At 42.5% G+C, this 26,427-nt stretch carries 23 protein-coding genes and 1 tRNA gene; 12 read left to right on the forward strand and 12 right to left on the reverse strand.

The annotated features are described in order from the left end of the window. The first annotated feature begins 13 nt into the window (after positions 1–13). The 4 genes from ccmI to PSU78_RS12015 all read left to right on the forward strand — a co-directional run bounded on the left by ccmI (position 14) and on the right by PSU78_RS12015 (position 6,714). The gene (gene ccmI, locus PSU78_RS12000; protein WP_300388311.1) at positions 14–1,237 is read left to right on the forward strand and encodes a c-type cytochrome biogenesis protein CcmI; all 1,224 of its coding nucleotides are present in this window, start codon (positions 14–16) and stop codon (positions 1,235–1,237) included. An 84-nt stretch (positions 1,238–1,321) separates the two neighbouring features. Then, positions 1,322–3,928, forward strand: a complete 2,607-nt coding sequence (gene pepN / locus PSU78_RS12005) for an aminopeptidase N (RefSeq protein ID WP_300388425.1) — start codon at positions 1,322–1,324, stop codon at positions 3,926–3,928. Between the two features lie 196 nt (positions 3,929–4,124). Continuing rightward, entirely contained in the window at positions 4,125–5,816 is a 1,692-nt protein-coding gene (gene ybaL / locus PSU78_RS12010) for a YbaL family putative K(+) efflux transporter (protein ID WP_300388313.1), read from the forward strand. 106 nt (positions 5,817–5,922) lie between these two features. Then, positions 5,923–6,714, forward strand: a complete 792-nt coding sequence (locus tag PSU78_RS12015; protein ID WP_300388315.1) for a transporter — start codon at positions 5,923–5,925, stop codon at positions 6,712–6,714. A gap of 157 nt (positions 6,715–6,871) precedes the next feature. Here the strand turns inward: PSU78_RS12015 and PSU78_RS12020 are convergent. Continuing rightward, positions 6,872–6,948: transfer RNA gene (locus PSU78_RS12020), tRNA-Arg, on the reverse strand. 138 nt (positions 6,949–7,086) lie between these two features. Between PSU78_RS12020 and PSU78_RS12025 the strand changes: the two genes are divergently transcribed. Both PSU78_RS12025 and PSU78_RS12030 read left to right on the forward strand, forming a co-directional pair. After that, positions 7,087–7,998, forward strand: coding sequence for a c-type cytochrome (locus tag PSU78_RS12025; RefSeq protein ID WP_300388317.1), 912 nt, complete (start codon positions 7,087–7,089; stop codon positions 7,996–7,998). Between the two features lie 112 nt (positions 7,999–8,110). After that, positions 8,111–8,947 (forward strand): symmetrical bis(5'-nucleosyl)-tetraphosphatase, encoded by an 837-nt coding sequence (locus PSU78_RS12030; protein WP_300388319.1) that lies wholly within the window; start codon positions 8,111–8,113, stop codon positions 8,945–8,947. Here the strand turns inward: PSU78_RS12030 and PSU78_RS12035 are convergent. The 5 genes from PSU78_RS12035 to PSU78_RS12055 all read right to left on the reverse strand — a co-directional run bounded on the left by PSU78_RS12035 (position 8,944) and on the right by PSU78_RS12055 (position 12,972). Further along, a complete protein-coding gene (locus PSU78_RS12035; RefSeq protein WP_300388321.1) occupies positions 8,944–9,804 on the reverse strand; it encodes a 1-acyl-sn-glycerol-3-phosphate acyltransferase in 861 nt (286 codons plus the stop codon). The genes PSU78_RS12030 and PSU78_RS12035 overlap by 4 nt on opposite strands. 27 nt (positions 9,805–9,831) lie before the next feature. Then, the gene (locus tag PSU78_RS12040) at positions 9,832–10,632 is read right to left on the reverse strand and encodes a GNAT family N-acyltransferase (RefSeq protein ID WP_300388323.1); all 801 of its coding nucleotides are present in this window, start codon (positions 10,630–10,632) and stop codon (positions 9,832–9,834) included. A 204-nt stretch (positions 10,633–10,836) separates the two neighbouring features. Continuing rightward, entirely contained in the window at positions 10,837–11,289 is a 453-nt protein-coding gene (locus PSU78_RS12045; RefSeq protein WP_300388325.1) for a glycine zipper 2TM domain-containing protein, read from the reverse strand. A gap of 89 nt (positions 11,290–11,378) precedes the next feature. Next, positions 11,379–12,332 (reverse strand): carbohydrate kinase family protein, encoded by a 954-nt coding sequence (locus PSU78_RS12050; protein ID WP_300388327.1) that lies wholly within the window; start codon positions 12,330–12,332, stop codon positions 11,379–11,381. Positions 12,333–12,408: 76 nt separating this feature from the next. Further along, a complete protein-coding gene (locus tag PSU78_RS12055) occupies positions 12,409–12,972 on the reverse strand; it encodes a TetR/AcrR family transcriptional regulator (protein WP_300388329.1) in 564 nt (187 codons plus the stop codon). 212 nt (positions 12,973–13,184) lie between these two features. Here PSU78_RS12055 and PSU78_RS12060 point away from each other — a divergent pair, with 212 nt between their 5' ends. Beyond that, complete coding sequence (locus PSU78_RS12060) at positions 13,185–13,688, forward strand: SRPBCC family protein (protein ID WP_300388331.1); 504 nt, start codon at positions 13,185–13,187, stop codon at positions 13,686–13,688. 64 nt (positions 13,689–13,752) lie between these two features. On the opposite strand, the gene PSU78_RS12065 is transcribed toward PSU78_RS12060, so the two are convergent. From PSU78_RS12065 to PSU78_RS12075, 3 genes are read right to left on the reverse strand one after another with little or no spacing between them, the layout of a single operon-like run. After that, positions 13,753–14,550: a hypothetical protein gene (locus PSU78_RS12065; protein WP_300388333.1), complete on the reverse strand. Its 798-nt coding sequence runs from the start codon at positions 14,548–14,550 to the stop codon at positions 13,753–13,755. Between the two features lie 23 nt (positions 14,551–14,573). Then, positions 14,574–14,984: a CopD family protein gene (locus PSU78_RS12070; RefSeq protein ID WP_300388335.1), complete on the reverse strand. Its 411-nt coding sequence runs from the start codon at positions 14,982–14,984 to the stop codon at positions 14,574–14,576. A gap of 19 nt (positions 14,985–15,003) precedes the next feature. After that, positions 15,004–15,513: a TlpA disulfide reductase family protein gene (locus PSU78_RS12075; protein ID WP_300388336.1), complete on the reverse strand. Its 510-nt coding sequence runs from the start codon at positions 15,511–15,513 to the stop codon at positions 15,004–15,006. A 201-nt stretch (positions 15,514–15,714) separates the two neighbouring features. Between PSU78_RS12075 and PSU78_RS12080 the strand changes: the two genes are divergently transcribed. The 4 genes from PSU78_RS12080 (at position 15,715) to PSU78_RS12095 (ending at position 21,585) form a co-directional block, all read left to right on the forward strand. Then, a complete protein-coding gene (locus PSU78_RS12080; RefSeq protein ID WP_300388338.1) occupies positions 15,715–19,593 on the forward strand; it encodes a DUF3683 domain-containing protein in 3,879 nt (1,292 codons plus the stop codon). A gap of 223 nt (positions 19,594–19,816) precedes the next feature. Next, positions 19,817–20,242: a hypothetical protein gene (locus tag PSU78_RS12085; protein WP_300388340.1), complete on the forward strand. Its 426-nt coding sequence runs from the start codon at positions 19,817–19,819 to the stop codon at positions 20,240–20,242. A gap of 332 nt (positions 20,243–20,574) precedes the next feature. Then, positions 20,575–21,243 (forward strand): OmpA family protein, encoded by a 669-nt coding sequence (locus tag PSU78_RS12090; RefSeq protein ID WP_300388342.1) that lies wholly within the window; start codon positions 20,575–20,577, stop codon positions 21,241–21,243. A 45-nt stretch (positions 21,244–21,288) separates the two neighbouring features. Next, on the forward strand, positions 21,289–21,585 hold the full coding sequence (locus tag PSU78_RS12095; RefSeq protein WP_300388344.1) for a hypothetical protein: 297 nt from the start codon (positions 21,289–21,291) through the stop codon (positions 21,583–21,585). A gap of 76 nt (positions 21,586–21,661) precedes the next feature. Here PSU78_RS12095 and PSU78_RS12100 read toward each other — a convergent pair whose 3' ends face one another. The 3 genes from PSU78_RS12100 to phoB all read right to left on the reverse strand — a co-directional run bounded on the left by PSU78_RS12100 (position 21,662) and on the right by phoB (position 24,529). Beyond that, positions 21,662–22,390, reverse strand: a complete 729-nt coding sequence (locus PSU78_RS12100) for a hypothetical protein (protein ID WP_300388346.1) — start codon at positions 22,388–22,390, stop codon at positions 21,662–21,664. Positions 22,391–22,400: 10 nt separating this feature from the next. Beyond that, on the reverse strand, positions 22,401–23,735 hold the full coding sequence (gene phoR / locus PSU78_RS12105; RefSeq protein WP_300388348.1) for a phosphate regulon sensor histidine kinase PhoR: 1,335 nt from the start codon (positions 23,733–23,735) through the stop codon (positions 22,401–22,403). A gap of 101 nt (positions 23,736–23,836) precedes the next feature. Next, positions 23,837–24,529: a phosphate regulon transcriptional regulator PhoB gene (phoB, locus tag PSU78_RS12110; protein WP_300388350.1), complete on the reverse strand. Its 693-nt coding sequence runs from the start codon at positions 24,527–24,529 to the stop codon at positions 23,837–23,839. Positions 24,530–24,738: 209 nt separating this feature from the next. Here phoB and PSU78_RS12115 point away from each other — a divergent pair, with 209 nt between their 5' ends. Further along, positions 24,739–26,412, forward strand: a complete 1,674-nt coding sequence (locus PSU78_RS12115) for an OFA family MFS transporter (protein WP_300388353.1) — start codon at positions 24,739–24,741, stop codon at positions 26,410–26,412. Positions 26,413–26,427: the final 15 nt, after the last annotated feature.

Raw genomic sequence — 26,427 nt, forward strand, 5'->3', positions numbered from 1 at the left:
ATAAGGAAGCATGATGTTGTTATTTTGGGTAGTAGTAATTGCAATGATAGTCGCTACGCTGGCGCTCATTCTGCCAGCTTTGTTAAAGCCAAGTAAAACCGTCACCACAGACGCTAATGCTGAAAGGCGTGCAATTTTTCGTCAGCAGTTTTATGAAATTGGGCAAGATAAAACCAACGGCATACTGGACGCTAAGCAGTATGAGCTTGCTAAAACTGAACTTGAGCGACGCATGCTTGATGAAATTGGTACAAATAACGTGCTAACTGCCAACAGCAAGCCAGACCGTACATTGGCGTTGATTTTATTTATAGTATTGCCATTAGCTTCATTATTAATTTATTACAAAATTGGTAGTCCAGCAGCCATCAATATGCCAAATGCAGCTCAAACTATTGAAGAGCAAAGCGCGCGAGCGGGTGACGTAGAACCGCTGCTAGCAGCAATGAATGCTAAGTTAGCGCAAAATCCAACCGATGGGAAAGGTTGGGCGCTATTGGCAAGAACTTATGTAGAGCTTGGCCGAGCTTCTGATGCTGTTCCAGCTTATGAAAAAGCCTTAAAAATAATACCGAATGATGCGCAACTGTTAGCCGACTATGCAGATGCTTTAGCAGTTTCGAATGGTTATAACCTAGCAGGTAAACCAACCGAGCTAGTGGATCAGGCCCTAAAGCTAGACCCACATCATGTTAAATCCTTATTGTTAGCTGCTGCGGCTGCAACCAATCGTAAAGATTACAAGCAAGCCATTATTTATTGGCAGAATCTGCAAAAAGAATTGCCGGCTGACTCTGACATCGCGCCTAAAGTAAAGGCTTCGTTAGATGAAGTGTATCGATTAGCGGGTATTAAAGTACCTGTAGCTAGTAATGCGCCAACCGCGCCAGCCGCTCAAGGTGTTAGTGGGATGGTTAAAATAGCACCAGCGCTAGCCGCCAATCTTGACCCTGCTGCTACGGTATTTGTGTATGCGCGTGCCGCGCAAGGCGCGGCTATGCCACTTGCCATTGAGCGCACTACTGTTAAAGAGTTACCTTACACTTATCAATTAGATGACAGTAAAGGGTTAATGCCAGCGAATAAGCTTTCGCAAGCGAGTGAAGTGATTATCGTGGCGCGAATCTCTAAAACTGGCGACGCTAAACCGCAAGCAGGTGATTTACAAGGTATGTCAGCGGCAGTTAAACCTAATGGTGGCAAAGTTGATATTGAAATCAATGAACTGCTAAAGTAGGTCGCTGCTCATTTCGCGCAGGCGATAAGCTATTGCGCATTGCCCTTTGATAATTAAGATAGATAACCGAAATAAATTATGACAATGCCAATAGAAAAAGACCTGACACCTAAGACCATTTACTTAAAAGACTATCAGCCAGCGCCGTATAAAGTAGCGCATGTGAACCTCAGTTTTACATTGCTTGAAGATAAAACAATTGTGAAGTCTGAAGTGTTGTACGTTAAAAACCCTGACAGCGCTTCAAATGACTTAATCTTAAATGGTGAAGGTCAAACAATTACCTCGGTTGAGCTTGATAACAACGCGTTTGCTGGCTACAGCATCACTAACGATACGCTGACCATCAACAATGCGAGTGAGAAGTTTACACTGACGATTACCTCCGTAATTGATCCAGCATCCAACACATTGCTTGAGGGTTTATATAAATCTCAAGGCACTTACTGCACGCAATGTGAAGCAGAAGGCTTTCGCCGCATCACATACTTTCAAGATCGTCCAGATGTGCTCAGCACGTTTACTGTGCGTGTTGAGGGTGATAAAAATAAGTATCCTGTGTTGCTTTCTAACGGCAACCTCGTCGACTCAGGCGAAAGTGTTGATGGGCGACACTTTACCGTTTGGCATGATCCATTTCCAAAACCTTGTTACCTTTTTGCTTTGGTTGCTGGCAATCTCGTGCGAGTTGCAGATACATTTAAAACAATGTCTGGACGCAATGTCGACCTGCACATCTATGTTCGTACAGGTGATGAAAAACAATGTGACCACGCCATGCAGTCGCTCATTAAAGCCATGAAATGGGATGAAGAAAAGTACGGCCGTGAGTATGAGCTGGATTTGTTTAATATCGTCGCGGTGAGTGATTTCAACATGGGCGCCATGGAAAACACCTCACTTAATATTTTTAACACTTCGCTAGTACTCGCCCATCAAGATACCGCGACTGACAATGATTTTATGAGTGTTGAAGGCGTGATTGGACATGAGTATTTCCATAACTGGACTGGCAATCGTGTGACTTGCAGAGACTGGTTTCAACTCTCACTCAAAGAAGGCTTTACCGTTTTTAGAGACCAAGAGTTTAGTGCTGATATGAACTCTCCAGCCGTGCAGCGGATTGATGATGTTAACTCTTTGCGCCGCCTGCAATTCTCAGAAGATGCTGGACCACTGGCGCACGCTGTGCAGCCTGATCAATTTATCGAGATTAGCAACTTCTATACAAAAACCGTGTATGAGAAAGGTGCGGAAATCATTCGTATGCAGCACACCTTATTAGGTGAGGAAACATTTCGCAAAGCGACTGACCTATATTTTGACCGTTATGATGGGCACGCTGTCACCTGTGATGACTTTGTACAATGCATGGCAGACGCATCAGGCCGTGATATGTCGCAATTCTTTTTATGGTATAAGCAAGCGGGAACGCCAACTTTAAAAGTTTCTAGCCAATACAATGCTGCATTGAGCACATATACACTCACGCTTCAGCAATCTCAACCTGCAACGGCTGGGCAGGTAGATAAAAAGCCACTCCATATACCCGTGGCAGCTGGTTTGCTTGATGCAACAGGCGCACAAACGCATGACACACAAATACTTGAAGTGACTGAGCGTGAGCAAAGCTTTACATTCAATAACGTCAATACGCCGCCAGTGCCGTCAATCTTGCGTGGTTTCTCTGCGCCAGTAAAATTAATCACAGACTTGAGCGATGATGATCTTCGTCTATTGCAGCTTAAAGATACCGATGGTTTCAACCGATGGGATGCAGGTCAAACCCTTGCTTTGCGTAACATCGAGCGTGTAATGGCAGATAGCGAAGCTGATATCTCTCTATTTGTAGATGATTTTGGTGCGATGGTTGAGCAAGGTCTTGCCAATAAAGGCGACAAAGCATTACTTGCGCGCGCGCTCACTTTACCTGCAGTAGCGGTCATTGCACAAACGCAGAAAGTGATTGACCCTGCAGCCATAGATAATGCTCGCACGCACTTACTTAAAACAATTAAACAGACGCACAAAGAAGTGTTGCAACGCTTGTATCAAGACAATAGTAATACTGGTGAGTTTTCATTATCACCAGAAGCAATGGGTCGCAGAGCACTACAAAATACCGTGCTTGAGCTATTAACTGTCACCAATGGAACTGGATGTGCTGCTTTTGCCAAGGGGCATTATGATGCAGCTGATAATATGACCGATATTATTGCTGCGGCATCGTGCTTGTCTGACAGTGTGCATGTTCAAAGAGAAGAGGTTTTAGCGGATTTCTATCGTCGGTTTAAGGGCTATCCGCTGGTGGTGGATAAATGGTTCTCTCTCCAAGCGATTGCAAACAGAGAGGCTATCTTTGATGACTTTGCGAAACTACTGAAGCATCCAGATTTTAATATTAAAAACCCTAATCGGGTGCGCTCACTTTATTCTGCATTCTCAATCAACAATCCAGTAAAATTTCATGACCCAAGCGGTCAAGGCTATGCCATTTTGAGAGATGTGATTATTGAGTTAAATGAAATCAACCCACAAATTGCATCACGCCAAGTGACGCCGTTTCGTGAATGGAAGCGTTATACACCAGCTTTGCAAGCGCAGATGAAAGACGCACTGCAAACAATTATGAATACACCCAAGTTATCAAGCGATGTGTTCGAGATTGTGAGTAAAAGCTTAAACGGTTAGGCTCGAATACTGAAAACTGTCTATGTTGTTCTGTTGTGAAATGAATCACACAAGGTTAAAGACACCTCAAGGTGAGGTGCGCAAGTTATTTGTTAAGTTCAATATTTACATGTAAGTAGTGATGCGATATTTAAAGTAGCTTTTATCAATCTGAAACTAACTAAAGACTGATATGCTTCACTAAAAAGGCGAATATATGGATCATGACTTAACACTCATTACAACTATTGCATCAGGCTTCGGCCTTGCTTTAATTTTTGGTTTTATCGCCGAACGTTGCAAGCTGCCAGCGTTAGTCGGTTACTTATTCGCGGGTATTTTGATTGGTCCAGCAACACCTGGATTTGTTGCAGATGTCAGTATTGCCTCTCAGTTATCTGAAATTGGCGTGATGCTACTCATGTTCGGCGTTGGCTTGCACTTCTCAATTAACGATTTGATGTCAGTGAAGCGAATTGCCTTACCAGGTGCTGTCATACAAATGACAATCTCTACCGTGCTTGGCATGTTGCTAGCTAATTGGTGGGGCTGGACATTAGGTGAAGGCTTAATCTTTGGTTTAGCGCTATCTTGTGCCAGTACTGTTGTGTTGTTAAAGGCGCTTGAGTCCAGAGGCATACTCGAGAGTATGAATGGTAAAATAGCTGTGGGTTGGTTGGTGGTTGAAGACCTAGTCACTGTATTAGTCTTAGTGTTAATGCCGCCACTAGCAGCCATTTTAGGTGGCGTTACTACAGAAGTGACTTCTACGCCATTATGGCAGACCATTAGCTTTACGCTTTTGCAGGTGACAGGCTTTATCGTTTTGATGCTGGTCGTTGGTAAGCGACTGCTGCCTTGGATCCTGTGGCATGTTGCAAAAACAGGCTCAAGAGAACTCTTCACTTTATCTGTTGTTTCCGCCGCAATTGGCATTGCCTACGGCGCGGCAATATTGTTTAGCGTGTCGTTCGCACTAGGGGCTTTTTTTGCAGGCATGGTGATGCGTGAGTCTGAGTTCAGTCATCGAGCCGCTGAAGAATCATTGCCACTTAGAGATGCCTTTGCTGTGTTGTTCTTTGTGTCCGTTGGAATGCTATTTGAGCCTTCGATATTACTTTCGAAACCATTGAGCGTATTAGCCGTTGTAGCCATCATTGTTTTTGGTAAATCCATTGCTGCCATGGTGATCACGTTGGTACTTCGCTACCCGCTCAACACGGCACTTACTGTGGCTGCAAGTTTGGCTCAAATTGGTGAGTTCTCTTTCATTCTAGCCGGCTTGGGCGTTTCATTAGGCATTCTGCCAGCTGAAGGCATGAGCCTAATTCTAGCAGGTGCTTTAATTTCAATTGCCATCAATCCATTGGTATTCTCAATCATTAAACCATTTAAAAAATGGGTGCTCGGTGTTTCTGAAGTGGCTCGCCAATATGAACAGCGTGTGGATCAGTTTTCTGAACTGCCAATGAGCACCGAGCGCAAATACTTGGAAGGCCAAGTCGTGCTGGTGGGTTATGGGCGCGTTGGCAAAAGGATTGCTAAAGCATTAAGTGACAGCAATATTCCTTACGTTGTCGCTGAAGAGAATAGAGAGATTGTTGAGAGCCTGCGTAAAAAAGGCATACCAGCAGTATCCGGAAATGCCTCTGAACCATCTGTATTAATTCAAGCGCATATTGCAAACGCATCCATGCTGGTCATTGCAACTCCAGATACGATTAATATAAGAAAAATGGCCGAAACTGCAAAAGCACTTCGACCTGAGATTAAGATTGTAGTTAGAACACATAATGAAGATGAATCTAAATTACTCACAACAGAAAATATTGGTGAAGTATTTTATGGCGAAGAAGAACTCGCAAGTGGAATGAGCAAGTTTATCGTTGGGCAATATATTCCACAGTAGTTTAGTTTTGTTGCTGGTCAAACTGATCCCTGCTAAGACGAACTATATGGGACAGCTTACAATATTTGTATTTTATAGATACATTAATCCAAACGAAATTAACAATATGAGCATTCGACAATCCACAAAATACCTCAGCGTTTTATCTTTTTGCCTGCTAATTGTTTCATCATTAGTTGCCAAAGCTGAAGACTCTACCTCTACGGCAACCCCTTATCGACCTACGGTCTCCAATCCAGCCACTTTGTCAGCACCTGGTTGGTTAGAAATGGAGTTGGGGTGGCAGACAATCAAGGGTGGCGGCGATAAATGGCGCAACAGTCTTCCATTTTTAGCCAAGTTAGCATTTACTGATGATTGGGGTGTTTTAGTCGGCAATGAATTAGCCGTTAGAAGAACAGATTTTGATGATGCGAAATATGAGGGAGTTGGAGACACAACACTCATTGTCAAACATCGCATTTCAAGTGGAGTCGAGGGTATCGATTGGGGTGTAGAAGCGGGTTATAAATTGCCGACTGCAAAAGATACGATAGGTAGTGGGAAAGGAGATTTCATTCTTAATGGAATTTATAGTGCTGACTTTTCAGCTAGCCATCTTGATTTGAATCTTGGTGCAACACGCTTAGGTGCAATAGATGATGGTGATGGGCGCTTACAATATAATTGGGCGGCATCTGTGTCACATAACCTAAATGAAAAATGGGGAGTGTTTGGTGAGTTAAGTGGAGTTTATCAACATAATGCCTCTACACAATTCCAATTGATGACAGGTGCAAGTTATAACTACAGCAATCGTATAGTTCTTGATGCGGGTTTGACGGTTGGACTTGCTACAGCTTCACAAGACTGGTCTATTTTCTCTGGAGTAACTGTATTATTGGACAACTTGTGGTGATGGTGAAGTGCTACTGAGGCTTCAATGGCTGTTATCTGCTTCAACAGAAATGAGCCACAAATATACGTTAGCTTCTTTAAAAGTATCTAAGACTTATAATCCATAGTGTCGAATGAAAATGGTTGAAACCCATTAGGTGTCAGCCATTTTATTTTTATGGTGCGCCCGGCGGGAGTCGAACCCACGACCTTTGGCTTCGGAAACCAACACTCTATCCAGCTGAGCTACGGGCGCAAATAATGCACGCATTATAGCAAACCATGGCTTTCCATGTGTTTTTACCTGAATGAGTATGACCTTTTGCCATAAGTTAAAGTGTGGGTATAATGTTAATAATATGTATCTATTAACTAAACTAGGAAATGTGCTGTTATGAGCAATAACGATAAAGAATATAAAGGCTCCACAATAAAGCAATTAATTTTGGTGATTCCAGGTGCTATTTTAGCGTTTACCTTATTGATTTCATTGATTGCAAAAACCTCTAGTGTTGTTGGTACGCCAGCAGCTGAAGTACCACAAGCTGTGGTTGCTCAAGTTGAAGAGAATATTAAGCCACTAGCAACTGTTGAAGTCGCAGTAGCTGATGCTGGCCCACATGTTGATAAAAGTGGTGAGGAGATTGTTAATGGTGTTTGTAGTGCATGTCATGGCGGCGGTTTAATGGGCTCACCTAAAATTGGTGATAAAGGTCAATGGGGTCCTCGTATTGCTCAAGGCTACGATACGTTGATTAGCCATGCTATTAATGGTATTCGTAGCATGCCTGCTCGTGGTGGTAATGCTGCATTGACTGATGGTGAAATTGCAAATGCGGTGGCGTATATGGCAAATCAAGGCGGCGCTAACTTTACGCCACCAGCATCAAAAACTGCTGCCCCTGCAGATGCGAAAACAGCTGAAGTGGCTCCAGTCGCGACTGCTGCGGTACCTGCAACAAAAGCGGTAGAGAAAAAAGCCGAAGCTGTAGCCGTTGTAGAAAAAGCTGCAGCGCCAGTAGTTGTTGCAACTGCATCACCTGCTGCAAGCAAAGGCAAAAGCGGTCAAGAAGTCTACAAAGCAGTTTGCAGTATGTGTCACGGTGGCGGTTTGATGGGTGCGCCTAAATTTGGTGATAAAGAACAATGGGCACCACGTATTGCACAAGGTCACGACACATTGGTCACTCATGCGCTTAAAGGTATTCGTATGATGCCAGCAAAAGGTGGCAATGCTGATTTGAGCGATGATGAAGTGGCTGGCGCAGTAAAATACATGGCGAATGAAGCTGGCGCAGGATTCTAATTAAACTGAATAATCTAGCTTTAATTAAATTTAGTTTTAAATAGTAAAATCATGAAAAATAAAAAAGCCACTTACATCGTTAAGTGGCTTTTTTATTACGGGTAAGGAATCAATGGCAACATACGCAATAGGTGATATTCAGGGTTGTTACCATGCTTTTCAGGCATTGTTGGCGCGTATTGGGTTTAATCCAAAAGTCGATGAACTCTGGTTGGTTGGGGATTTAATCAATAGAGGAAGTGGTTCGCTTGAAGTGCTGCGTTGGTGCTATGAGCATCAAAATAGCCTAAAAGTGGTGCTTGGTAATCATGATTTGCATGCGCTGGTTGTTGCGGCTGGGTTTGTTAATGCACATAAGGGCGATACGCTAGACGCAATACTGCAGGCTGGTGATCGCGATGTTTTGTTAAATTGGTTGCGACATCAGCATATGGTTTACCAAAATGAATCGTATTTAATGGTTCATGCGGGTTTACTACCGCAATGGACCAGCGAGCAAGCCGCTGACTACGCCACAGAAGTGGAGGCGGCTTTACGAAGCGAAGATTACTTAAATTTTTTAGCCCATATGTATGGTAATCAGCCTGATAGTTGGAATGATGGCTTACTGGGTTTGGACAGATTGCGTGTAATCACTAATGCCATGACACGGCTAAGAGTATGCACAGAGCAGGGTGTGATGGAGTTTAGCTTTAAGGGTGAGCTAGCCGATGTGCCTGATGGATTTGTGCCTTGGTTTGATATGAAAAATCGCGCAAGCCAAGATAAACATGTAATTTTTGGACACTGGTCTGCACTTGGTTTGCAGCAACGGCAGAATGTGTACGCATTGGATACGGGCTGTTTATGGGGCGGTCAGCTGACAGCAATGAATCTAGAAACCAAAGCAATTACACAGGTGCAATCACACCCACTCGACAAGCCAATCAAGCTTAAGTTAAAGCTTTAATTTAAGCTTAACTTTTCTCTAATTAAATGCTCAATATGTGAAGTGAGTTTTCGGCGATCTTTATCAACTGCCGTTAACTCAGAGGTGGCTATAGGAGCTAAAAAATGTAGCTCAACTACCACTTCTTTTTGCTGTAATACCAACTGTATAGATTCTATTAAAGTTGTTTCTCCAGCATATGCAATCTCCGTATTTACGCCGCCATCCTGACGAGGGTAGCGAAATGCAATTGGCCAGATCAGAGCATTTGCATGTATTGCCCCTTGAATAATGCTGCTCTTGAATGGCTTAATCTCAGTGCCATCTGTCGTTGTGCCTTCAGGAAACAAGCAAAGCGTATCACCATCTAATAGGCTTTGATTGGTCGCATGCACAATGCGAGCAGCATCTTGACGCCGCTCTCTGGAAATAAATAACACATTCGATTTTTTAGCGAGATAGCCAAATACAGGCCAACTTTGAATGTCTGACTTTGCGATAAATCTTGTTGGAATAACGCTATTGAGCGCATGAATATCAATCCAAGAAATATGGTTGGCAACAAACATGATGTTGCCCGCAGTTTGATATGGCGGTGGTAAATGCCCTTTACTCACAAGCCGTATATTAAAAACCCCTAATAAATATTTACACCACCACTTGATTAACCGTAATTTAAACAATTTATTAGATAGCGGAAACACCAATGCCGCTACTGCTATTCCTAGCAAAGTATGTAAAAAAATGCGGCTGATTCTAAAGTAGCGAGTGAGTCTGCTAGCTCTAGTAGGTGTGATAGTAGGCGTATTAATGGCGTTATTTTTAATCGATTTCAATACCTCATATTTTATACGTAACGCACTTGCAAAACTAATCATTTATTCTAGATGTTTCTTCTAGGCAATTTATTTCAAAAAATGCGTTGCGTACCTAGTATTCATTCTGCTCAGCGGCAACATGACCAACATATCTGCCGTGTTGAAATAAGGATCCCATGCAGGTTCGCCGCAAATGTAAGCGCCAAGACGTAAGTAGCCTTTAATTAATGGAGGACAAGCCGCTTGCATATCGGTGCGTAAAGAATCATTTAGCAATGGATTCCGTGGAAATACGCGGTATTCAAGTGGGCATAAGTAGTCATCTTGCAGTCTGTGATACAGGCTTGCCGCAGCGTGACCGCCATCAGCCATGCTCACACTGCCACAACCTATCATGTACTCATAGTTGTGAACTTGCATATATTTAGCTAAACCTGCCCAAAGCATTGTAATGGTGCCACCGTTACGATAGTTCTGGTGTACGCATGCACGTCCAACTTCAACCGTGCGGTCAAATAAGTGCGACAGTCTGCTTAAATCAAACTCAGCAGCAGAGTAATAGCCGCCTGCTTCATTTGCCTTTGAGGGGCTAAGCATTCTATAAGTACCAATCACTTGGTTAGTGCTTGTGTCTCTTACAATTAAGTGGTCGCAATACTGGTCAAAGCCATCTACATCAAGCCCGCCAGTACCTAATAGTTGGGCACCCATTTCCTCAGCAAAAACCTTGTAACGTAAGCGTTGAGCTTCTTCAATTTCTAGTTGGCTGTGTGCAAGACTGATGCTAAGGCGCTTTTGATCGTGAGTTGCGACGTGCGTCAATTTTTGATTGGCTGCGAGTGTGCTACCGAGAGTAATATCAAGTGCTGAAAACTCTTTATTTATCATTAAATGTCTCCTCTTAAATTTAAGGTGACTTTAATGAACAAAAGTGAACAATAGATGACGGAAATATGACTTTTTGTTGACAGTCAATTTGCAGGTAAAAAAACCCAAATGGAGATGACTAATAAGTATTTACAGGGGAAATTTAGAAAATAAAAAAAGACGCAAGGAGCTTGCGTCTTTAATATGTCATTAGTAAGAATTTAACTAGTGTGTCACGCGTGAAGTACCAGAATTCTCAACTATGCGCACTTTATCACCGGCTCTGAACTCTTCATCGGCTTCTTGTACGATAGCGATTAACGCGCCACCATCAAGTTTAACGGTAATTTCATAGGCATTTTTACGTGTTACGCCTTCTTCAACTGCTGAACCTGCCAAACCGCCAGCCACAGCGCCAATCACCGCTGCAATAGCACTACCGCGACCGCCACCTATCGTGCTGCCAGCAATGCCACCAACCGCGCCACCTGCGATGGTGCCGACAGGGGATTTAGTACCTTCTAGTTTCACTGAGCGTACACTTTCTACCACGCCAGTTCTAACAGTTTGCACTTTACGTGCATCGTCACGGCTATAAACGCTGCCAGAATTGGAGCTAGCGCATGCTGCAAGAAATACACTCAATATACCGACGGCTAATAATCTTGTTGTTTTCATATGATGCCTCCTAAAATGTTGTTAACTAATATTTGTTAGTACTATAACTTTAATTCAGACTGTTTATGGCTCTCTATAGTTGCGTTTACTTAAGCTAAGTTTTCAGTGAGCGCAGTTTCATCAACCAGTGCTTGAGTGTAAATTGCCTCAATATCTGCGCGGCTAGGCTTGTGGTTTTGTCCGCCACGGCTTTCAATTTTAATCGCGCCCATAGTAGAAGCTAACCTGCCGCAAGTAGGCCAATCCCAACCTTTTGCTATGCCGTATAGCAAGCCAGCGCGATATGCGTCACCGCAACCCGTTGGGTCGACAATCTTCATCGCTTTAACGCATGGAATGTCATAACGTTGACCATCTGCATAAATTTGTGAGCCAGCACCGCCGAGTGTCACGATTAAGGCTTTTACCTTAAGTGCTAATTGGTCTAAATTTAACCCAGTTTTATCTTGAATAATTTGTGACTCATAATCGTTTACTGCTAAATAGTCGGCCATTTCAATAAATTCTAAAAGCTCTTTGCCATCAAACATTGGCAAGCCTTGGCCTGGGTCAAACAAAAATGGAATGCCAGCTTCATAACATTCAAGTGCATGCTGAAACATGCCGCCACGGCCATCGGGAGCAATAACTGCTAATGTGACGTCTTTGGCATCGTTAACACTGTTTTGGTGTGACTCGACCATTGCGCCTGGATGAAAAGCGGTGATCTGATTGTCATCGGTATCGGTAGTAATAAATGCTTGTGCTGTGAAGCTACCTTCAATGGTTTTAATATGAGAGGTATTGAGTTTGTTTTGATTTAGCCATTGGGTATAAGTAGAAAAATCTTCACCTACGGTTGCCATGATGAGTGGATTACCTTCAAGTAATTGCATATTGTATGCAATGTTGCCTGCGGTGCCGCCGAACTCACGGCGCATTTCGGGTACATAAAACGCCACGCTTAAGGCATGAATTTTATCTGGCAAGATATGATTTTTGAATTGATCTTGAAACACCATGATGGTGTCGAAGGCAAGCGAACCGCAAATAAGAGTGTTCATGAAAATAATAGATTAAATTAAAGATTCTATTATCTAAGGTATTGGCTTGCGCAAGCAAGCCAAATTAATACTAAGGCTAATTTGTAAGCGCGCTATCTATTAATATTTTTGAAGCTTTTTTCGCATATTTCATCGCGCCAGAACCGCGTTTCATTTGCTCAGCCTGCACCGCACCCTCAAATATGAGTGAAAGCTGCAGTGCTAAACCGTCTGCGTCTTGAATGTTGGCCTCTGAGGCTAAGCTACTGATGTATTGCCTAAACTGCCGTGATTGCTCTGAAGACAGTTGATGTACAGCACTTTCTTCATTAGGAAACTCTGCAGAAGCCTTGATGAAGCCCATGCCACGAAAATTGGGTGATGTGACCCACTCCTCAATAAACTCAAATAGCTTTTGTAGTTTATCGCTTGGTTTTTTGGCGTTGGAATTGAGTTGTTCGCTCAACCAACTTTGAAAGTCTTGATGGCCTTTTTCTAGCACTTCAAGAATTAAATTTTCTTTGCTAGTAAAGTATTTATAGAGTGTCATTTTAGTTGTACCAGCAACTGCTACAATAGTATCCACTCCAGTCGAGTTTATACCTCTCGTTTGGAAAAGGTCAGTAGCGACTACTAAGATTTTACTTTTCAACGAAGACATTTTTATTGCCTCCAATAAATATTTAGAATTTATTTTATACTAAAATAAATAAAAAATCTATATACAGACCTGTATATATAAGATAAACTATTTTCACAGTTGCAGTTTATATACGTTTCATTGTTGATTTAAAAGAACATTGTAAATAGTCATGCTGCAATAATGCGAAGTTAAATGTCTATACCAATTTGTATATTTTTAGGAGAATTATCATGAGTAAATTACTAATAGCACTATCTTTAGCAACAATTGGTTTTGCGGCACAGGCTAATGCAGCATCACCAGCAACGCTTTATGTGATTAAGTCAGTCAACATCAATGTGCCTGCTGCGACAGCTTGGGAAAAAATTTCTAAGTTTGGCGATTTAGGTGCTTGGCATCCAGCTGTTGCAAAAACAGAAATTAACGCTGGGTCTGAAGGTAAAAAAGGCGCTAAACGCACACTTACTTTGCAAGATGGTGGCAAAATCAATGAAACGCTCACAGCTTACAATGCTAAAAATAAAACCATGAGCTACATCATTACTGGTGGTGTATTGCCAGTGACTAGCTATGCTTCAAACTTACATGTGTATTCAAATGGCGCTGATAAATCAGTAGTTGTGTGGGAAGGCAGCTTTTTGCCAAAAGCACCTGCGGATGAAAAAGCGGCATCTGATGCTATTGGTGGCGTATACGAAGGTGGTTTAGCTAATCTTAAGAAAATTTTAGAGTAGTTGCTTAAAGCAGGTGTGGCGATATGAGCGTGTCGCCACACTATTATTAATGCAGTAACAATGATTATCTAGAGTTTGCCATTAGCATTGGCGTGAAATTACAGCGTACTTTTTCTAAATACGAATTGGCAATTGCCAAGTCATGGAGATTGGTTGGTATTTTGCCACCCACTACATTTTCTAAGTAAACCGCTTTATCTTTATCTGGAATCTGAATCGCTTCGGGAAACTGACAGGTGCCATTACGCATTTGCTCATACCTTGCATACATCGCTGCTGCTTCTTGAGCAGTTAATCTGGTTGTGGCTGGACTTTTTGCAACGCTCACTTTTGTTGTTTCATTGTTAAAAGATTTAGCGATTAAGGGGCTTGTTTGCTTGTGTAAAAGCGCAGGTAGCCACATAGAGCTAATTCCAACAATTAGAAATATACTTGCGGCTATTCCAAAAATAGCTGGCTTAGACATGCTAGGTTTAAAAGCCGAGAGTTTATCGCGTAGGTTTTCTAACCAAACCCACTCGTTTTGAGTTTGTGCCAAAATAAGAGCATTTGCCGCTTTTTTTGCATGCATTAAACTGCCGCAGCCAGGTTGATTAATTTCTTGCTGTGCCGCATTACGCGCAATCAGAGTGATGTGTTCAGCAAGAATGGACGGGTTAGCAGCGCCTAAATTTTTAGCTTGTGCTGTTAAAAACTCAATGAGTTGACCGCTAGCCAGTGATGTTTGTGTGATGATCATCTGCGTGTCAGGTGCAGCCAGCCAGTCATTTAAAATATCAAACAGGCTAAGTATTCGGCCTTGTGGCGTCTTACTGGATTTAGCCAGCATATTTAGTAACCACTGCGAATTGAAAATATCCATCACTTAAATGATCTCTTAACCCATTAAAACGGTTTAACAACAACCAGTATGACAATGATGGTGAGTGCAACAACTGGAAGCTCATTAAACCAGCGATACCAGATATGGCTGCGTGTATTTCTATCATGTTTAAAGTCGTTCACAAGCTTGCCACAATAAAAGTGGTAGGCAACAAGTATGGCAACCAGCGTTAATTTTGGGTGCATCCATTTACCAGTTACGCCATAGCCTAACCATAACCAAAGGCCAAAAATAAGCGCTAATACAGCAAGAGGAAACATGAATCGATACAATTTACGTTCCATGAGTTTAAGTCGCTCTGATGTCGCGACATCAGTCACCATGGCGTGATTCACTAAAAGCCTAGGCAGGTAAAATAGCCCAGCAAACCAGCTCGTGACAAAAATAATGTGAAATGCCTTAACCCATAACATCAATAAAATCCTTTAATTATCATCCATTTTTTGCAGTGAACTCTGCGCTTAATAGCTGATTTAACTTAATAAAATCTAACACACCAATTGTACGTTGTAACAGCCTACCTTGCTTATCAAAAATAAAGGTTGTCGGCGTTAAATCAACGTTACCAAATTTTTTTGTTACTTCTGCAAGTCCGTCATGCATCACTGGAAAAGGTAACTTCTTCTGCGTAACATAATTCAACACTTGTGCAGGAGGGTCGTAAGGCATAGCTACGGCAATAATTTCAAAGCCTTTTTTTTGGTATTGCTGATACGTATTCACCAATGCTGGCATTTCTGTTACACAGGCTAGGCAGTCAGTTGCCCAAAAATTGACTAATACTACTTTACCTTTTAAGCCCACCATGTTGATTTCTTTACCTTCAATGGTAGTGAAAGTCACGTCTGGTGCGGTATTTCTATTGTGGATAAGCACTGCTATAAAACCAAGTATTACCAATATAACGGCAGCAATTAATGATTTTTTAAATAATTTGTTCATACAAATAGTCTATCTTATTTATAGTGGTAGTTCGCCCACATTGATGCGCAACTTAATGATTTATAGTCGGTCATAAAAAACTTAAATAACCACAAAACAGTCGCGCTTATTTGCAGTGATTCAACATGTTATAATCACGTATCGTAATAGCAAAGCTATTTATCTAGACATTTATGAAAAAAGACGTTGATCAAAAAAACAATGAACGCACCTCTACATAGCAATATTCATCATGCAGAAGCACAGCCTGCAGCGCGCTTGCGCGAGATTCCTTACAACTACACTTCATTTTCAGATCGAGAAATTGTCATTCGGTTCTTGGGCGAAGGTATATGGGAAACTCTAAACGAATTACGCGGTGAGCGTAAAACAGGCCGCTCTGCGCGCATGCTGTTTGAAGTTTTGGGTGATTTGTGGGTAGTGTCCCGCAACCCTTACTTGCAGGATGATTTGTTAGAAAATCCTAAACGTCGCAAGGCTTTAATAGATGCATTACATCATCGCATTGCTGCGATTGATGAACGTAATACTGGCAGCACAGCTAGCGATAAAGTCCAAAAAATGGTCTCTGCTGCCAAAAAAGCGGTAGATAAATTTGCTGATGATTTCCGTCAAACTTATGATTTGCGTAAAAAAGCACTGGCTAAGTTTACGAAAATCACGCGTAAAGATAACGTTCAGTTTGATGGTTTAGCCAGAGTTTCACACGTAACAGACGCTACTGACTGGCGCGTTGAGTACCCGTTTGTGGTGCTTAACCCAGACACGGAAAAAGAAATTGCTTTCTTAGTGCGTGCTTGTATTGAGCTAGGGCTTACAGTGATTCCACGCGGTGGTGGTACAGGTTACACAGGCGGTGCGATTCCATTAACACCTATGTCTGCCGTAATTAATACGGAAAAGCTAGACCAGCATACTGGCGTGCAAATGCGTACTTTGCCAGGTGTGGCAAGACAAGTGGCGACCATTGAGTGTGGTGCAGGTGTGGTGACACGCCGCGCGATGGAGGCTGCGACTGATGCAGGTTTAGAGTTTGCTTGTGACCCTACCTCAGCAGATGCCTCATGCATAGGTGGTAACGTTGCGATGAACGCGGGCGGTAAAAAAGCGGTGCTTTGGGGCACGGCTTTAGATAACCTCGCGTCATGGCGCATGGTGACGCCTGATGCCGAATGGCTAGAGGTGGAGCGCTTAGACCATAACCTAGGCAAAATTCATGATATTGCCATCGCGCGCTTTAAAGTGAGCCGTTATGCGGAAGACATGAAAACTTTGCTGGCGAAGCCTGAAATATTAGAAATCGCAGGGCCTAGCTTCCGTAAAGTGGGTTTGGGTAAAGACGTTACTGATAAATTTTTGAGTGGATTACCAGGCATACAAAAAGAAGGTTGCGATGGCTTAATTACTTCTGCGACATTTATTTTGCATCGTATGCCTAAGCATGTGCGCACGGTAGCCTTGGAATTTTTTGGCAATGTATCGCACGCGGTACCAGCCATTGTTGAAATTAAAGATTATTTAGACGCGACTGCAAGAAAAGACCCGCTAGTGTTAATGGCTGGTCTTGAGCACATGGATGAGCGCTATATCAAAGCCGTTGGTTATGCGACAAAAGCCGCACGCCAGCAACGTCCCAAAATGGTGTTGATTGCTGATATTGCCTCTGACGATGAGAATGCAGTGGGTGAAGCTGCTTCACATATCGTTCGGCTGTGTAATGCACGCGACGGCGAAGGTTTTATTGCTGTCTCAGCAGAGGCACGTAAAAAATTCTGGCTTGATCGTGCCCGCACTGCTGCCATTGCTAAACATACCAATGCCTTCAAAATCAACGAAGACGTGGTGATTCCGTTGCCACGTTTGGGTGATTACTCAGATGGTATCGAACGCATTAACATTGAACTTTCTATTAAAAACAAGCTGCAGTTGTTAGATGCTTTAGAGGCATTTATGCAAGGTGATTTACCCTTGCAAGCCGATGAAGATGGCAACGCTGATGCGCAAATGGTGCAATCAAAGCAATTGATTGCTTTACAATTGCTGCGTGATTTACGCGCTAAATGGCGCATGATTTTGAACACGCTAGATGAGCCCGTGAATGTGCTCGGTCAGCTTGGCGATACACTTGGTCAATATGAAAATGTGTTCCGCGCCGTGCAATCTTATGATTTACGCATTTCATGGAAGCGTGAACTTAAACGCCCGATGGCAGATATTTTTGCAGGTCGAGAGTATCAAAAAATATTAAATCGATGCGATGAGATTCACAAAACCGTACTCAAAGGTCGCGTATTCATTGCCTTGCATATGCATGCGGGTGACGGTAATGTTCACACTAACATTCCAGTGAACTCAGATGATTACGAAATGATGCGCACCGCGCATGAGGCCGTAGCGCGTGTAATGGCGCTAGCTAAGGGCTTGGATGGCGTGATTTCAGGCGAGCATGGTATAGGTATCACTAAAATGGAGTTTTTAGAAACTTCAACCATTGAAGCCTTTACCAAATACAAAAATAAAGTGGATCCGAATGGTCACTTTAACAAAGGTAAACTCATGGCAGGTTCAGGGCTTGAGAATGCTTATACGCCTAGCTTTGGTTTGCTTGAGCAAGAATCTATCATTATGGAGCAATCTGCTATTGGCGAGATTGCAGATTCAATCAGCGACTGTTTACGCTGCGGTAAATGTAAGCCAGTGTGTACCACGCACGTGCCGCGAGCTAATTTATTGTATAGTCCACGAAACAAGATTTTAGGCACATCTTTGTTGATTGAAGCCTTCTTGTATGAAGAGCAAACGCGACGCGGTATTTCACTGAAACACTTTGACGAGTTTAACGATGTGGCAGACCATTGTACGGTTTGTCATAAATGCCTAAACCCATGCCCAGTGGATATTGATTTTGGCGATGTTTCAGTGGCGATGCGTAACTTCTTGCGTGAGCAAGGTAAAAAACAATTCAACCCTGGTACTGCCCTAGGTATGGCATTTTTGAATGCTAAAGACCCTGCAACGATTAAGTTGATGCGTACTTTTATGGTCACCATTGGCTATCGAGCACAAAGTTTTGCGCATAATTTAGCGAAGAAATTTCACCTGTTAAAAGATAAAATCAGACCGCCAGCCACTGTGGGCAAGCCGGAAATTAAGGCGCAGGTGATTCATTTTATCAATCGACCAATGCCGAAAAAGATGCCGACTAAAACGTCACGTGCGCTTTTGGGCATTGAAGATGACGCGATGATTCCAGTCATTCGCAACCCTAAACTTGTGACTGAAGATTCAGATGCGGTGTTTTACTTTCCAGGTTGTGGCTCAGAGCGTTTGTTCTCAAACGTAGGTTTGGCAACGCAAGCCATGTTATATGAAGTGGGCGCAATCACCGTATTGCCACCAGGTTACTTGTGTTGCGGCTACCCGCAAACGTCAAGCGGTAATCACGATAAAGGTCAGCAAATCACCACGGATAACCGTGTGCTGTTCCATCGTGTGGCCAATACGCTGAATTATTTAGATATTAAGACGGTGATCGTATCTTGCGGTACATGTATGGACCAACTGCAGAAATACGAGTTTGAGAAAATATTCCCAGGTTGTAGGCTGTTAGATATCCACGAATATTTAATGGAAAAAGACATGAAGCTGGCAGGTATTACTGGTACAAAATATATGTACCATGATCCATGCCATACGCCGATGAAAACATATAAGCCGCTCGAAGTGACGAATAAACTCATGGGTACAGATGTTCAGTTGAATGACCGTTGTTGTGGTGAAAGCGGTACCTTTGCTGTTGCACGCCCAGACATTGCCACGCAGGTGAAAATGCGTAAGCAGGAAGAGCTGGAAAAAGGCATGGGTAAAATGGGCTTAACAGTTGGTAATCCAGAAGAGAAAGTGAAAATTCTGACTTCATGTCCAAGCTGTTTGCAAGGTTTGTCTCGTTATGGCGAAGATACTGGTATCGAGGCAGATTACATTGTGGTTGAGATGGCGAAGCATATTCTAGGTGAGAATTGGATGCAGGAATATGTGGCGCGAGTAAACAATGGTGGGATTGAGAAGGTGCTGTTGTAGGTGATCTCTTTTTCATGTTGATTAATGTGAAATTGATGAAAGACGTGGATAAAACCACCAAATACATTCTCTAAGGTAATGAGTACTTGTGTTTTGGTGGTTTTTTATCGAATACATTAACAATGTAATTACTTAACGGTTCCTCAATTAATCACATTAATTCATGATTCAAAAGATTCGATTATGTCTGTTTAACTTGGCATTTAGATGCGCTCATAGCTCGTTGCATTTACCTCCTAAAGTCTTTCCTACAAGAGATTTGCCAGTATGCTACTCAAAAGAATCGTACGCGCCTGAGCAAGTCCGAGCATTAAATCGTTACCACATTGTTGTTGGAAAAAGTGAGTATGTATTTTGGTTTAAAGAGGGTGACCAGAATACTTGTTGGGTATCAACTGTTTCAAATAGTATTGATGAGTTTATTCGGCAATTCTATAGAGAAAAAATATTTGGTCAGTTTGCCCCATATTCTCTTATAGTCACTCAAATGCTATATGGGCAATATATTGAGTTTGAAAAAAATGGTAAAGTAGGTGATTTTGAAAGAAAAAAATTAGAAGTTCAAAACAAACTTAGTTCTTTTCTTAATAGTTATTTTAATACTAGCAAGTATAGGTTTTTGAAGTTTGTAATTAAGCTAATCGATTGAAGTTGTAATTCGCAAACTAAATGCGAAGTTATTTTTTATACACCACCTCGATAAGTGTTGAAATAGCTAGCTTTTGGTTTTTCTCTCAGTAACATGTTTATGTACCACAAAATTAATTACGATTCTTTACGTTTAGTTAACATGTTTGCTGAATTAATGTTGTTAAACTAATCTTCTAGTGTGCGTTAACCAACATAAATATTTTTTTATCTAGTTCATAATTAAAGTTATTCTTGAGTTTCTATTTCATTTCTCGACGGGTTTATCTGCGTGAATGGATGGTTAATTTGGTTGGTTAATCAATCGTCGTTTTATTAGTTAAGGAAGTTGATATGCGTAATAAAATTATTGTAAGTTCTATCCTGGTTGCGTTTACATTGGGTGGTTGTGCCAACATGACGGAAACCCAAAAAGGCACCGCTAAAGGCGCGGGAATTGGCGCTGGTGTAGGTGCTGTTGTCGGTGCAATTGCAGGTAATACAAGAGGTGCTGTAATTGGTGCTGCCGTTGGTGCTGCTGCTGGTGGTGTAGCTGGTAACGTTTGGACTAAGCGTCAAGAAGAGCAGAAAAGACAAATGGAAGAGGCTACCGCTGGTACAGGCGTTGCCGTTACGCAGACCGCTGATAATCGTTTGAAGTTAGATATTCCAAGTGATATTTCGTTTGCTGTCGGTCGTGCGGATGTGCAACCTAACTTCAGAGCGATATTAGATACGTTTGCGAGTGGTTTGGTGACTAATCCAAATAGTAATGTGACTATTATTGGTCACACTGACAGTACAGGTAGCGATGCTGTGAATAATCCATTGTCATTGAATCGTGCTGCCAGCGTGCGTGATTACCTAACGAGCCGAAAAATTGCCAGCAGCCGTATTGCGATTGACGGTCGCGGTTCACGTGAGCCTCTAGTGGCGAATGATACTGCAGCAAATAAAGCTAAAAATCGTCGTGTAGAAATTTTTGTAGCTGAGCCTGCGGTTGCGCCAGCAACTAATAAGTAATAAACTTTTCTACCCGTAGACCTACTATTTATAAAGGATTTAGAGATGAATAAATTACTAAAAGTGTTGTTATTAAGTTTGGTTGTGACTGTAGGTTTTGCCGCATGTAGCAAAAAGGCAGAAGATGCAGCAGCAGAATCTGCTGAAAAAGCAAAAGAAGCTGTCACGGAAATGAAAGCAACGACTATTGATGCTGCCAAAGATGCAGCAGCTAAAACTGAGGATGCGGCTAAAGAAGCTGCTGCAGCTACACAAGCCGCAGCTGGTGAAGCTAAAGACGTTGCAGTAGATGCCGTGCAAGCGGCCAAAGATGCTGCTGCAAAAGACTCAGCAGCTAAGTAATTTTTACGTATCTGTTCTCGGGATACGCAATAAAAAAGGAGCCTAGGCTCCTTTTTTATTGCCTGCTTTACGTTTGCTAAAAAGGCAAAAATACTGCGGTTGCAAGGCTTTGCACCACGCGTGAAATAAGTCGCTGTGACTTTTCCGCTAGAGTAATGGCAAATAAATCTGTACGACCTATCATTTTTCCAAACTCACGTTCAAATGATAAATTTTTGTCTTTATCATTAATTTCATTGCTCAATAAATATAGCGCGCCAGTTTCATCTCTAGCATTTGAGAGCTTCCAAGCGGCAATCTCAATATTTCTCGACACGTTATACATGTGTTGCGGATCTATGCTGTCATTTAAGTAGAAGTCGGTTTTGTTACCGTGCGCTTTAAGGAGCATCGTGTGCAAGCCAACAATAAAGGCTAATACTCGGTCACCACTGAACTCCGGTTTAAACGCCAAGAATATAGCCTCGGTGCCTTGTTGATTGTTGATAGATTCAAATTGGTAATGATGTTGCGCCACACCATTGAAGACCCAATTCACCATTTTTTCTGCGACATCTGGAGTGCTTTTTTGCAATTCGTGCGGGTTGCGCTTATATAGCTTTAGCATCAGTAAGCGCAAGCTTTCAGTATTTTCACGTATTTCAACATCTGCCATACGATCAGAGTCGCCCTTGCCAAGCTGGTTAATAGTGCTGCGGTCATCTTGTTCAGGAATCGGCTTGGCGGCTTGAGTGGCTGTGTTGTTTGAAATGTTTGCGCAGGCTGGCAGCATTACAATTAGCAAAGCAACAATTGCGGGGCGCATTTTTAAGCTATTATTTTTTAAGCGCAATACGTGCTTTAGGGAATACTGCGCTGAATGTGCTGCCTGCACCTAACTCACTAGAAATTTCCAGCTTAGCTTGATGGCGAATTAATATATGTTTAACAATTGATAAGCCAAGCCCTGTGCCGCCAGTTTCTCGGCTGCGACTGCGGTCTACTCGGTAAAATCGCTCGGTTAGTCTGTCAATATGTTGTTGTTCAATGCCAATCCCTGTGTCGCGCACTGAAAATACAGGTTCGCCATTCTGCAATGCCCAGCGGATAAAGATTTCACCCGTTTTGCCTGATTTCTTATCACCAGCTGGCGTATAACGTATGGCATTGCTGACTAAATTGCTAAAAACGCTACGGAGTTCATCTGCGGCGCCATGCAGGTTGAGTGTAGGATCAGCTTCAAGATGAATGATATGTTTAGCTTTATTCAAGCCCTGACTTAACCCAACACCATCATTTTGTACAGATTCTAATAAGTTCGACATATCGATTTCACTGTCGTCAGGCTCTTCGGTATTGCTTTCTATGGTGGATAGTGTGAGTAGGTCCTCAATAATCCGACGCATGCGTATGGTTTGGTCTTCCATCATCGTGAAATAATTTTTTAAGTTATCTGGTACCGCACCTTCCATGTCGGTCAACGTTTCTAAAAAGCCGCCGACTACGGTGAGAGGTGTGCGCAACTCATGCGAAACATTTGCAATAAAATCTCTACGCATAATGTCTACTTTTTCGTACTGCGTCATGTTGCGACTAATTAATAACTTTTGATTATTGGCGAATGGTATTAGTTGCATTTCGAGAGTGAGCTCAGCGTTGCGCCAAGATTTGAGCTTAAATGGCTCGTCATATTTTTCATTATATAAGTAAGCAATAAAGTGACTATTGCGAATTAAATTAACCACTGGGAGCATTCTGTCAGTGACTAAATTTAATCCAAGCTGATGTTCAGCATTGGGCGTACACCATTCAATTTCATTACTGGCGCTTAGTATCACCAATCCGTCTGGCATTGCGCTGGTAGCAAGGTTAAAGCGCTCAAGTGCAGCGTTTAGTTGATTCTGATTTTGGTTGTTATTGCGCTCATATTTGAGTAGAGCAATGAAAATATCTTCCCACACACCTGAACCTTCGGGAATCTCTTTGAGACCCGGAGATTTAAACCAGTTTTGTAGTGCATGTAGCCAATAGATATGGCTTGCTATATAGAACAATAGGCCAGCAATGAATACGATAAGTGCGGTATTGATGCTAGTTATTAGCCAGAAAAATAGGCTGATGACACTTAGCGCACAAACGAATAGACCAGCTTTCCAACGAATATCTAGCACAGATTAACTTTTTCAATAAATTGACGTCTACAATTATAGCGAGCTTTTTAGCAGAAAATTGAGCTATAACGTATATATTTAGTGACTGTTTAATCCTATGTTTAATCGTTTTTTTCTGACAATCTATAGCCTGCACCACGTACGGTTTGAATTAAATCTTCATGACCTGAAAGTGAAAGCGCATTACGCAAGCGGCGAATATGTACATCGACTGTGCGATCTTCAACAAAAACGCGGTCGCCCCAAACTTTATCTAAAAGCTGGCTGCGTGTGTGTACTCGTTCTGCATTCGTCATAAAGAAGTGTAATAGTCTAAATTCGGTTGGACCTAAGTCTATTGTTTTACTGTTACCAGTGACGCGATGAGTGGTAGGGTCTAAGCGTAGGCCAGCCATTTCAATAGGGTCATCTGTCATTTGTGGTGCGCGGCGACGTAACACCGCTTTAATACGCGCATTTAATTCACGCGGGCTAAATGGTTTAGTCACGTAATCATCTGCGCCAACTTCTAAACCACGTACTTTGTCGTATTCATCGCCACGAGCCGTCAGCATGATAATCGGGATAGTCTTTGTTAGGCTGTCTGATTTCAATAGGCGAGCAAACTCTAAGCCGTTCATGCCTGGTAGCATCCAATCCAACAGAATCAAATCTGGAATAGTTTCGCGCATTAGGTTTTGTGCAATCTCTACACTTAATGCACGCATAGCATTGTGTCCCGCTTGAGTAATGTTTAGCGCGAGCAGTTCTTGAATCGCTGGTTCATCTTCCACAACTAATATATTGGCAGGCATAGCTTCCTCTTGAATGTACTTTTTATTACTTTATTTTTGCCAGTTTATGATTTAAATGTGACATATTCATGACAAATAATAAGTTTTAAAATCCGACAACAGTGCTTTTATCAAATTGCCACTTTTTAAATTGCCATTTTTTTTAATTTGTTACACTATGTAACATAATGTAATTACGCAATCATAATACTTAAATATAAGAGGGTGGCATGGCGAATTTTTTATCTAAAGAGCATATTACCGCAAATGCAAATTTTAATCGCTGGCTAGTACCGCCAGCTGCATTGGCCGTACATTTATCCATTGGTATGGCGTATGGTTTTAGTGTGTTCTGGAAGCCATTGGGGAATGCGCTGATGGGTGTGGATGGTAAGCCTCTAGCGGCTTGTGCGGCTGGAGCGACTAATTTATCTGAAAAGCTCTCAGGCACCGCAAGGGCTTTATTTGCGACAGATTGTAATTGGACACAGTTTGATTTAGGTTGGATGTTTACTTTGTTTTTTGTGTTGCTAGGTTGCTCGGCTGCGCTTTGGGGTGGCTGGTTAGAGCGTGAGGGGCCACGAAAAGCAGGTTTGGTCTCTATGGTCTTGTGGTGTGGTGGCTTGCTTATTTCTGCATATGGCGTTTACGCGCATCAGCTGTGGTTAATGTGGCTAGGCAGCGGTGTTATTGGTGGTATTGGACTTGGTTTAGGCTACATTTCACCTGTTTCAACTTTAATTAAATGGTTTCCTGATCGTCGTGGCATGGCCACTGGTATGGCTATTATGGGTTTTGGTGGTGGCGCGATGATAGGCTCACCACTTGCCACTAAATTGATGGGTCATTTCGCAACACCAAACAGCCCTGGCGTTTGGCAGACATTCGTTGTTTTAGCGGCTATTTATTTCATATTTATGTTGTGGGGTTCTTTGAGCTATCGCGTGCCACCAACTGGCTGGAAACCTGCCAATTGGACGCCGCCAGCAGCGCAAAATAATGTGATGATTTCCAATAAACATGTACACCTTAACAATGCCCACAAAACACCACAGTTTTGGTTGTTGTGGTTAGTGTTGTGCATGAATGTGTCTGCAGGTATCGGTATTATTGGCGCTGCTGCACCAATGCTACAAGAAACCTTTGGCGGAGCACTGATAGGTCAGCCAGATATTGGTTTCGCTGATATTAAAAAGGATGAAGCACTCACAGCTGCTGCGGCGGCAGTAGGGGCGGGTTTCGTTGGCTTGATTTCATTATTTAATATTTTTGGCCGTTTTGCTTGGGCTACTTCGTCAGATAAGTTAGGGCGTAAACGCACTTACTATATTTTCTTTGTATTAGGAACCCTAATGTATTGCGCTGCAACTTACGTAGCCGGTTTTAAGTCGCTAGCTTTGTTTGTGGGCGCTTTTTGTGTGATTGCCTCCATGTACGGCGGCGGTTTTTCTACCATACCCGCATACTTGGCAGATATGTTCGGCACCCAGTTTGTGGGTGCGATTCATGGGCGCTTACTGACAGCATGGTCTACAGCAGGTATCTTAGGGCCAGTCGTAGTGAATTATATGCATGACACACGCTTGGAGGCTAAAGTGCCGTTTGACCAAGTATATGCGCCAATATTTCTGGTGCTGGCAGGGTTGCTTGTGGTGGGCTTTATTGCGAATTTTTTAGTGATACCAGTGGCAGAAAAATACTACATGACAGATGCAGAACTTGAAGCGGTAAGAAAATTGGCGCATGAAAAAGCTGATGCGTCAAATCCAGCTGGCTCGATGAATAGTACCTCGCAATCAGTTAGCCATCCAATATTGGTCGTGCTTGCGTGGGCCTTGGTGTTGATTCCGATTAGTTATGGTGTTTGGAGTACCGTACAAAAGGCTTGGGGATTATTTCATTAAATCAGTTGTATAGCG

The organism is Methylotenera sp., assembly GCF_029945705.1.
Taxonomy (GTDB): domain Bacteria; phylum Pseudomonadota; class Gammaproteobacteria; order Burkholderiales; family Methylophilaceae; genus Methylotenera.

Excerpts from the sequence above, each read along its gene's own strand:
- PSU78_RS12030 (WP_300388319.1), top strand. The coding sequence starts at position 8,111 with ATGGCAACATACGCAATAGGTGATATTCAGGGTTGTTACCATGCTTTT.
- PSU78_RS12065 (WP_300388333.1), bottom strand. The coding sequence starts at position 14,550 with ATGGATATTTTCAATTCGCAGTGGTTACTAAATATGCTGGCTAAATCC.
- ccmI (WP_300388311.1), top strand. The coding sequence starts at position 14 with ATGTTGTTATTTTGGGTAGTAGTAATTGCAATGATAGTCGCTACGCTG.
- PSU78_RS12025 (WP_300388317.1), top strand. The coding sequence starts at position 7,087 with ATGAGCAATAACGATAAAGAATATAAAGGCTCCACAATAAAGCAATTA.
- PSU78_RS12035 (WP_300388321.1), bottom strand. The coding sequence starts at position 9,804 with ATGATTAGTTTTGCAAGTGCGTTACGTATAAAATATGAGGTATTGAAA.
- PSU78_RS12040 (WP_300388323.1), bottom strand. The coding sequence starts at position 10,632 with ATGATAAATAAAGAGTTTTCAGCACTTGATATTACTCTCGGTAGCACA.
- PSU78_RS12050 (WP_300388327.1), bottom strand. The coding sequence starts at position 12,332 with ATGAACACTCTTATTTGCGGTTCGCTTGCCTTCGACACCATCATGGTG.
- PSU78_RS12045 (WP_300388325.1), bottom strand. The coding sequence starts at position 11,289 with ATGAAAACAACAAGATTATTAGCCGTCGGTATATTGAGTGTATTTCTT.
- PSU78_RS12055 (WP_300388329.1), bottom strand. The coding sequence starts at position 12,972 with ATGTCTTCGTTGAAAAGTAAAATCTTAGTAGTCGCTACTGACCTTTTC.
- PSU78_RS12060 (WP_300388331.1), top strand. The coding sequence starts at position 13,185 with ATGAGTAAATTACTAATAGCACTATCTTTAGCAACAATTGGTTTTGCG.
- PSU78_RS12090 (WP_300388342.1), top strand. The coding sequence starts at position 20,575 with ATGCGTAATAAAATTATTGTAAGTTCTATCCTGGTTGCGTTTACATTG.
- ybaL (WP_300388313.1), top strand. The coding sequence starts at position 4,125 with ATGGATCATGACTTAACACTCATTACAACTATTGCATCAGGCTTCGGC.
- PSU78_RS12075 (WP_300388336.1), bottom strand. The coding sequence starts at position 15,513 with ATGAACAAATTATTTAAAAAATCATTAATTGCTGCCGTTATATTGGTA.
- pepN (WP_300388425.1), top strand. The coding sequence starts at position 1,322 with ATGCCAATAGAAAAAGACCTGACACCTAAGACCATTTACTTAAAAGAC.
- PSU78_RS12070 (WP_300388335.1), bottom strand. The coding sequence starts at position 14,984 with ATGTTATGGGTTAAGGCATTTCACATTATTTTTGTCACGAGCTGGTTT.
- PSU78_RS12095 (WP_300388344.1), top strand. The coding sequence starts at position 21,289 with ATGAATAAATTACTAAAAGTGTTGTTATTAAGTTTGGTTGTGACTGTA.
- PSU78_RS12080 (WP_300388338.1), top strand. The coding sequence starts at position 15,715 with ATGAACGCACCTCTACATAGCAATATTCATCATGCAGAAGCACAGCCT.
- phoB (WP_300388350.1), bottom strand. The coding sequence starts at position 24,529 with ATGCCTGCCAATATATTAGTTGTGGAAGATGAACCAGCGATTCAAGAA.
- PSU78_RS12115 (WP_300388353.1), top strand. The coding sequence starts at position 24,739 with ATGGCGAATTTTTTATCTAAAGAGCATATTACCGCAAATGCAAATTTT.
- PSU78_RS12015 (WP_300388315.1), top strand. The coding sequence starts at position 5,923 with ATGAGCATTCGACAATCCACAAAATACCTCAGCGTTTTATCTTTTTGC.
- PSU78_RS12100 (WP_300388346.1), bottom strand. The coding sequence starts at position 22,390 with ATGCGCCCCGCAATTGTTGCTTTGCTAATTGTAATGCTGCCAGCCTGC.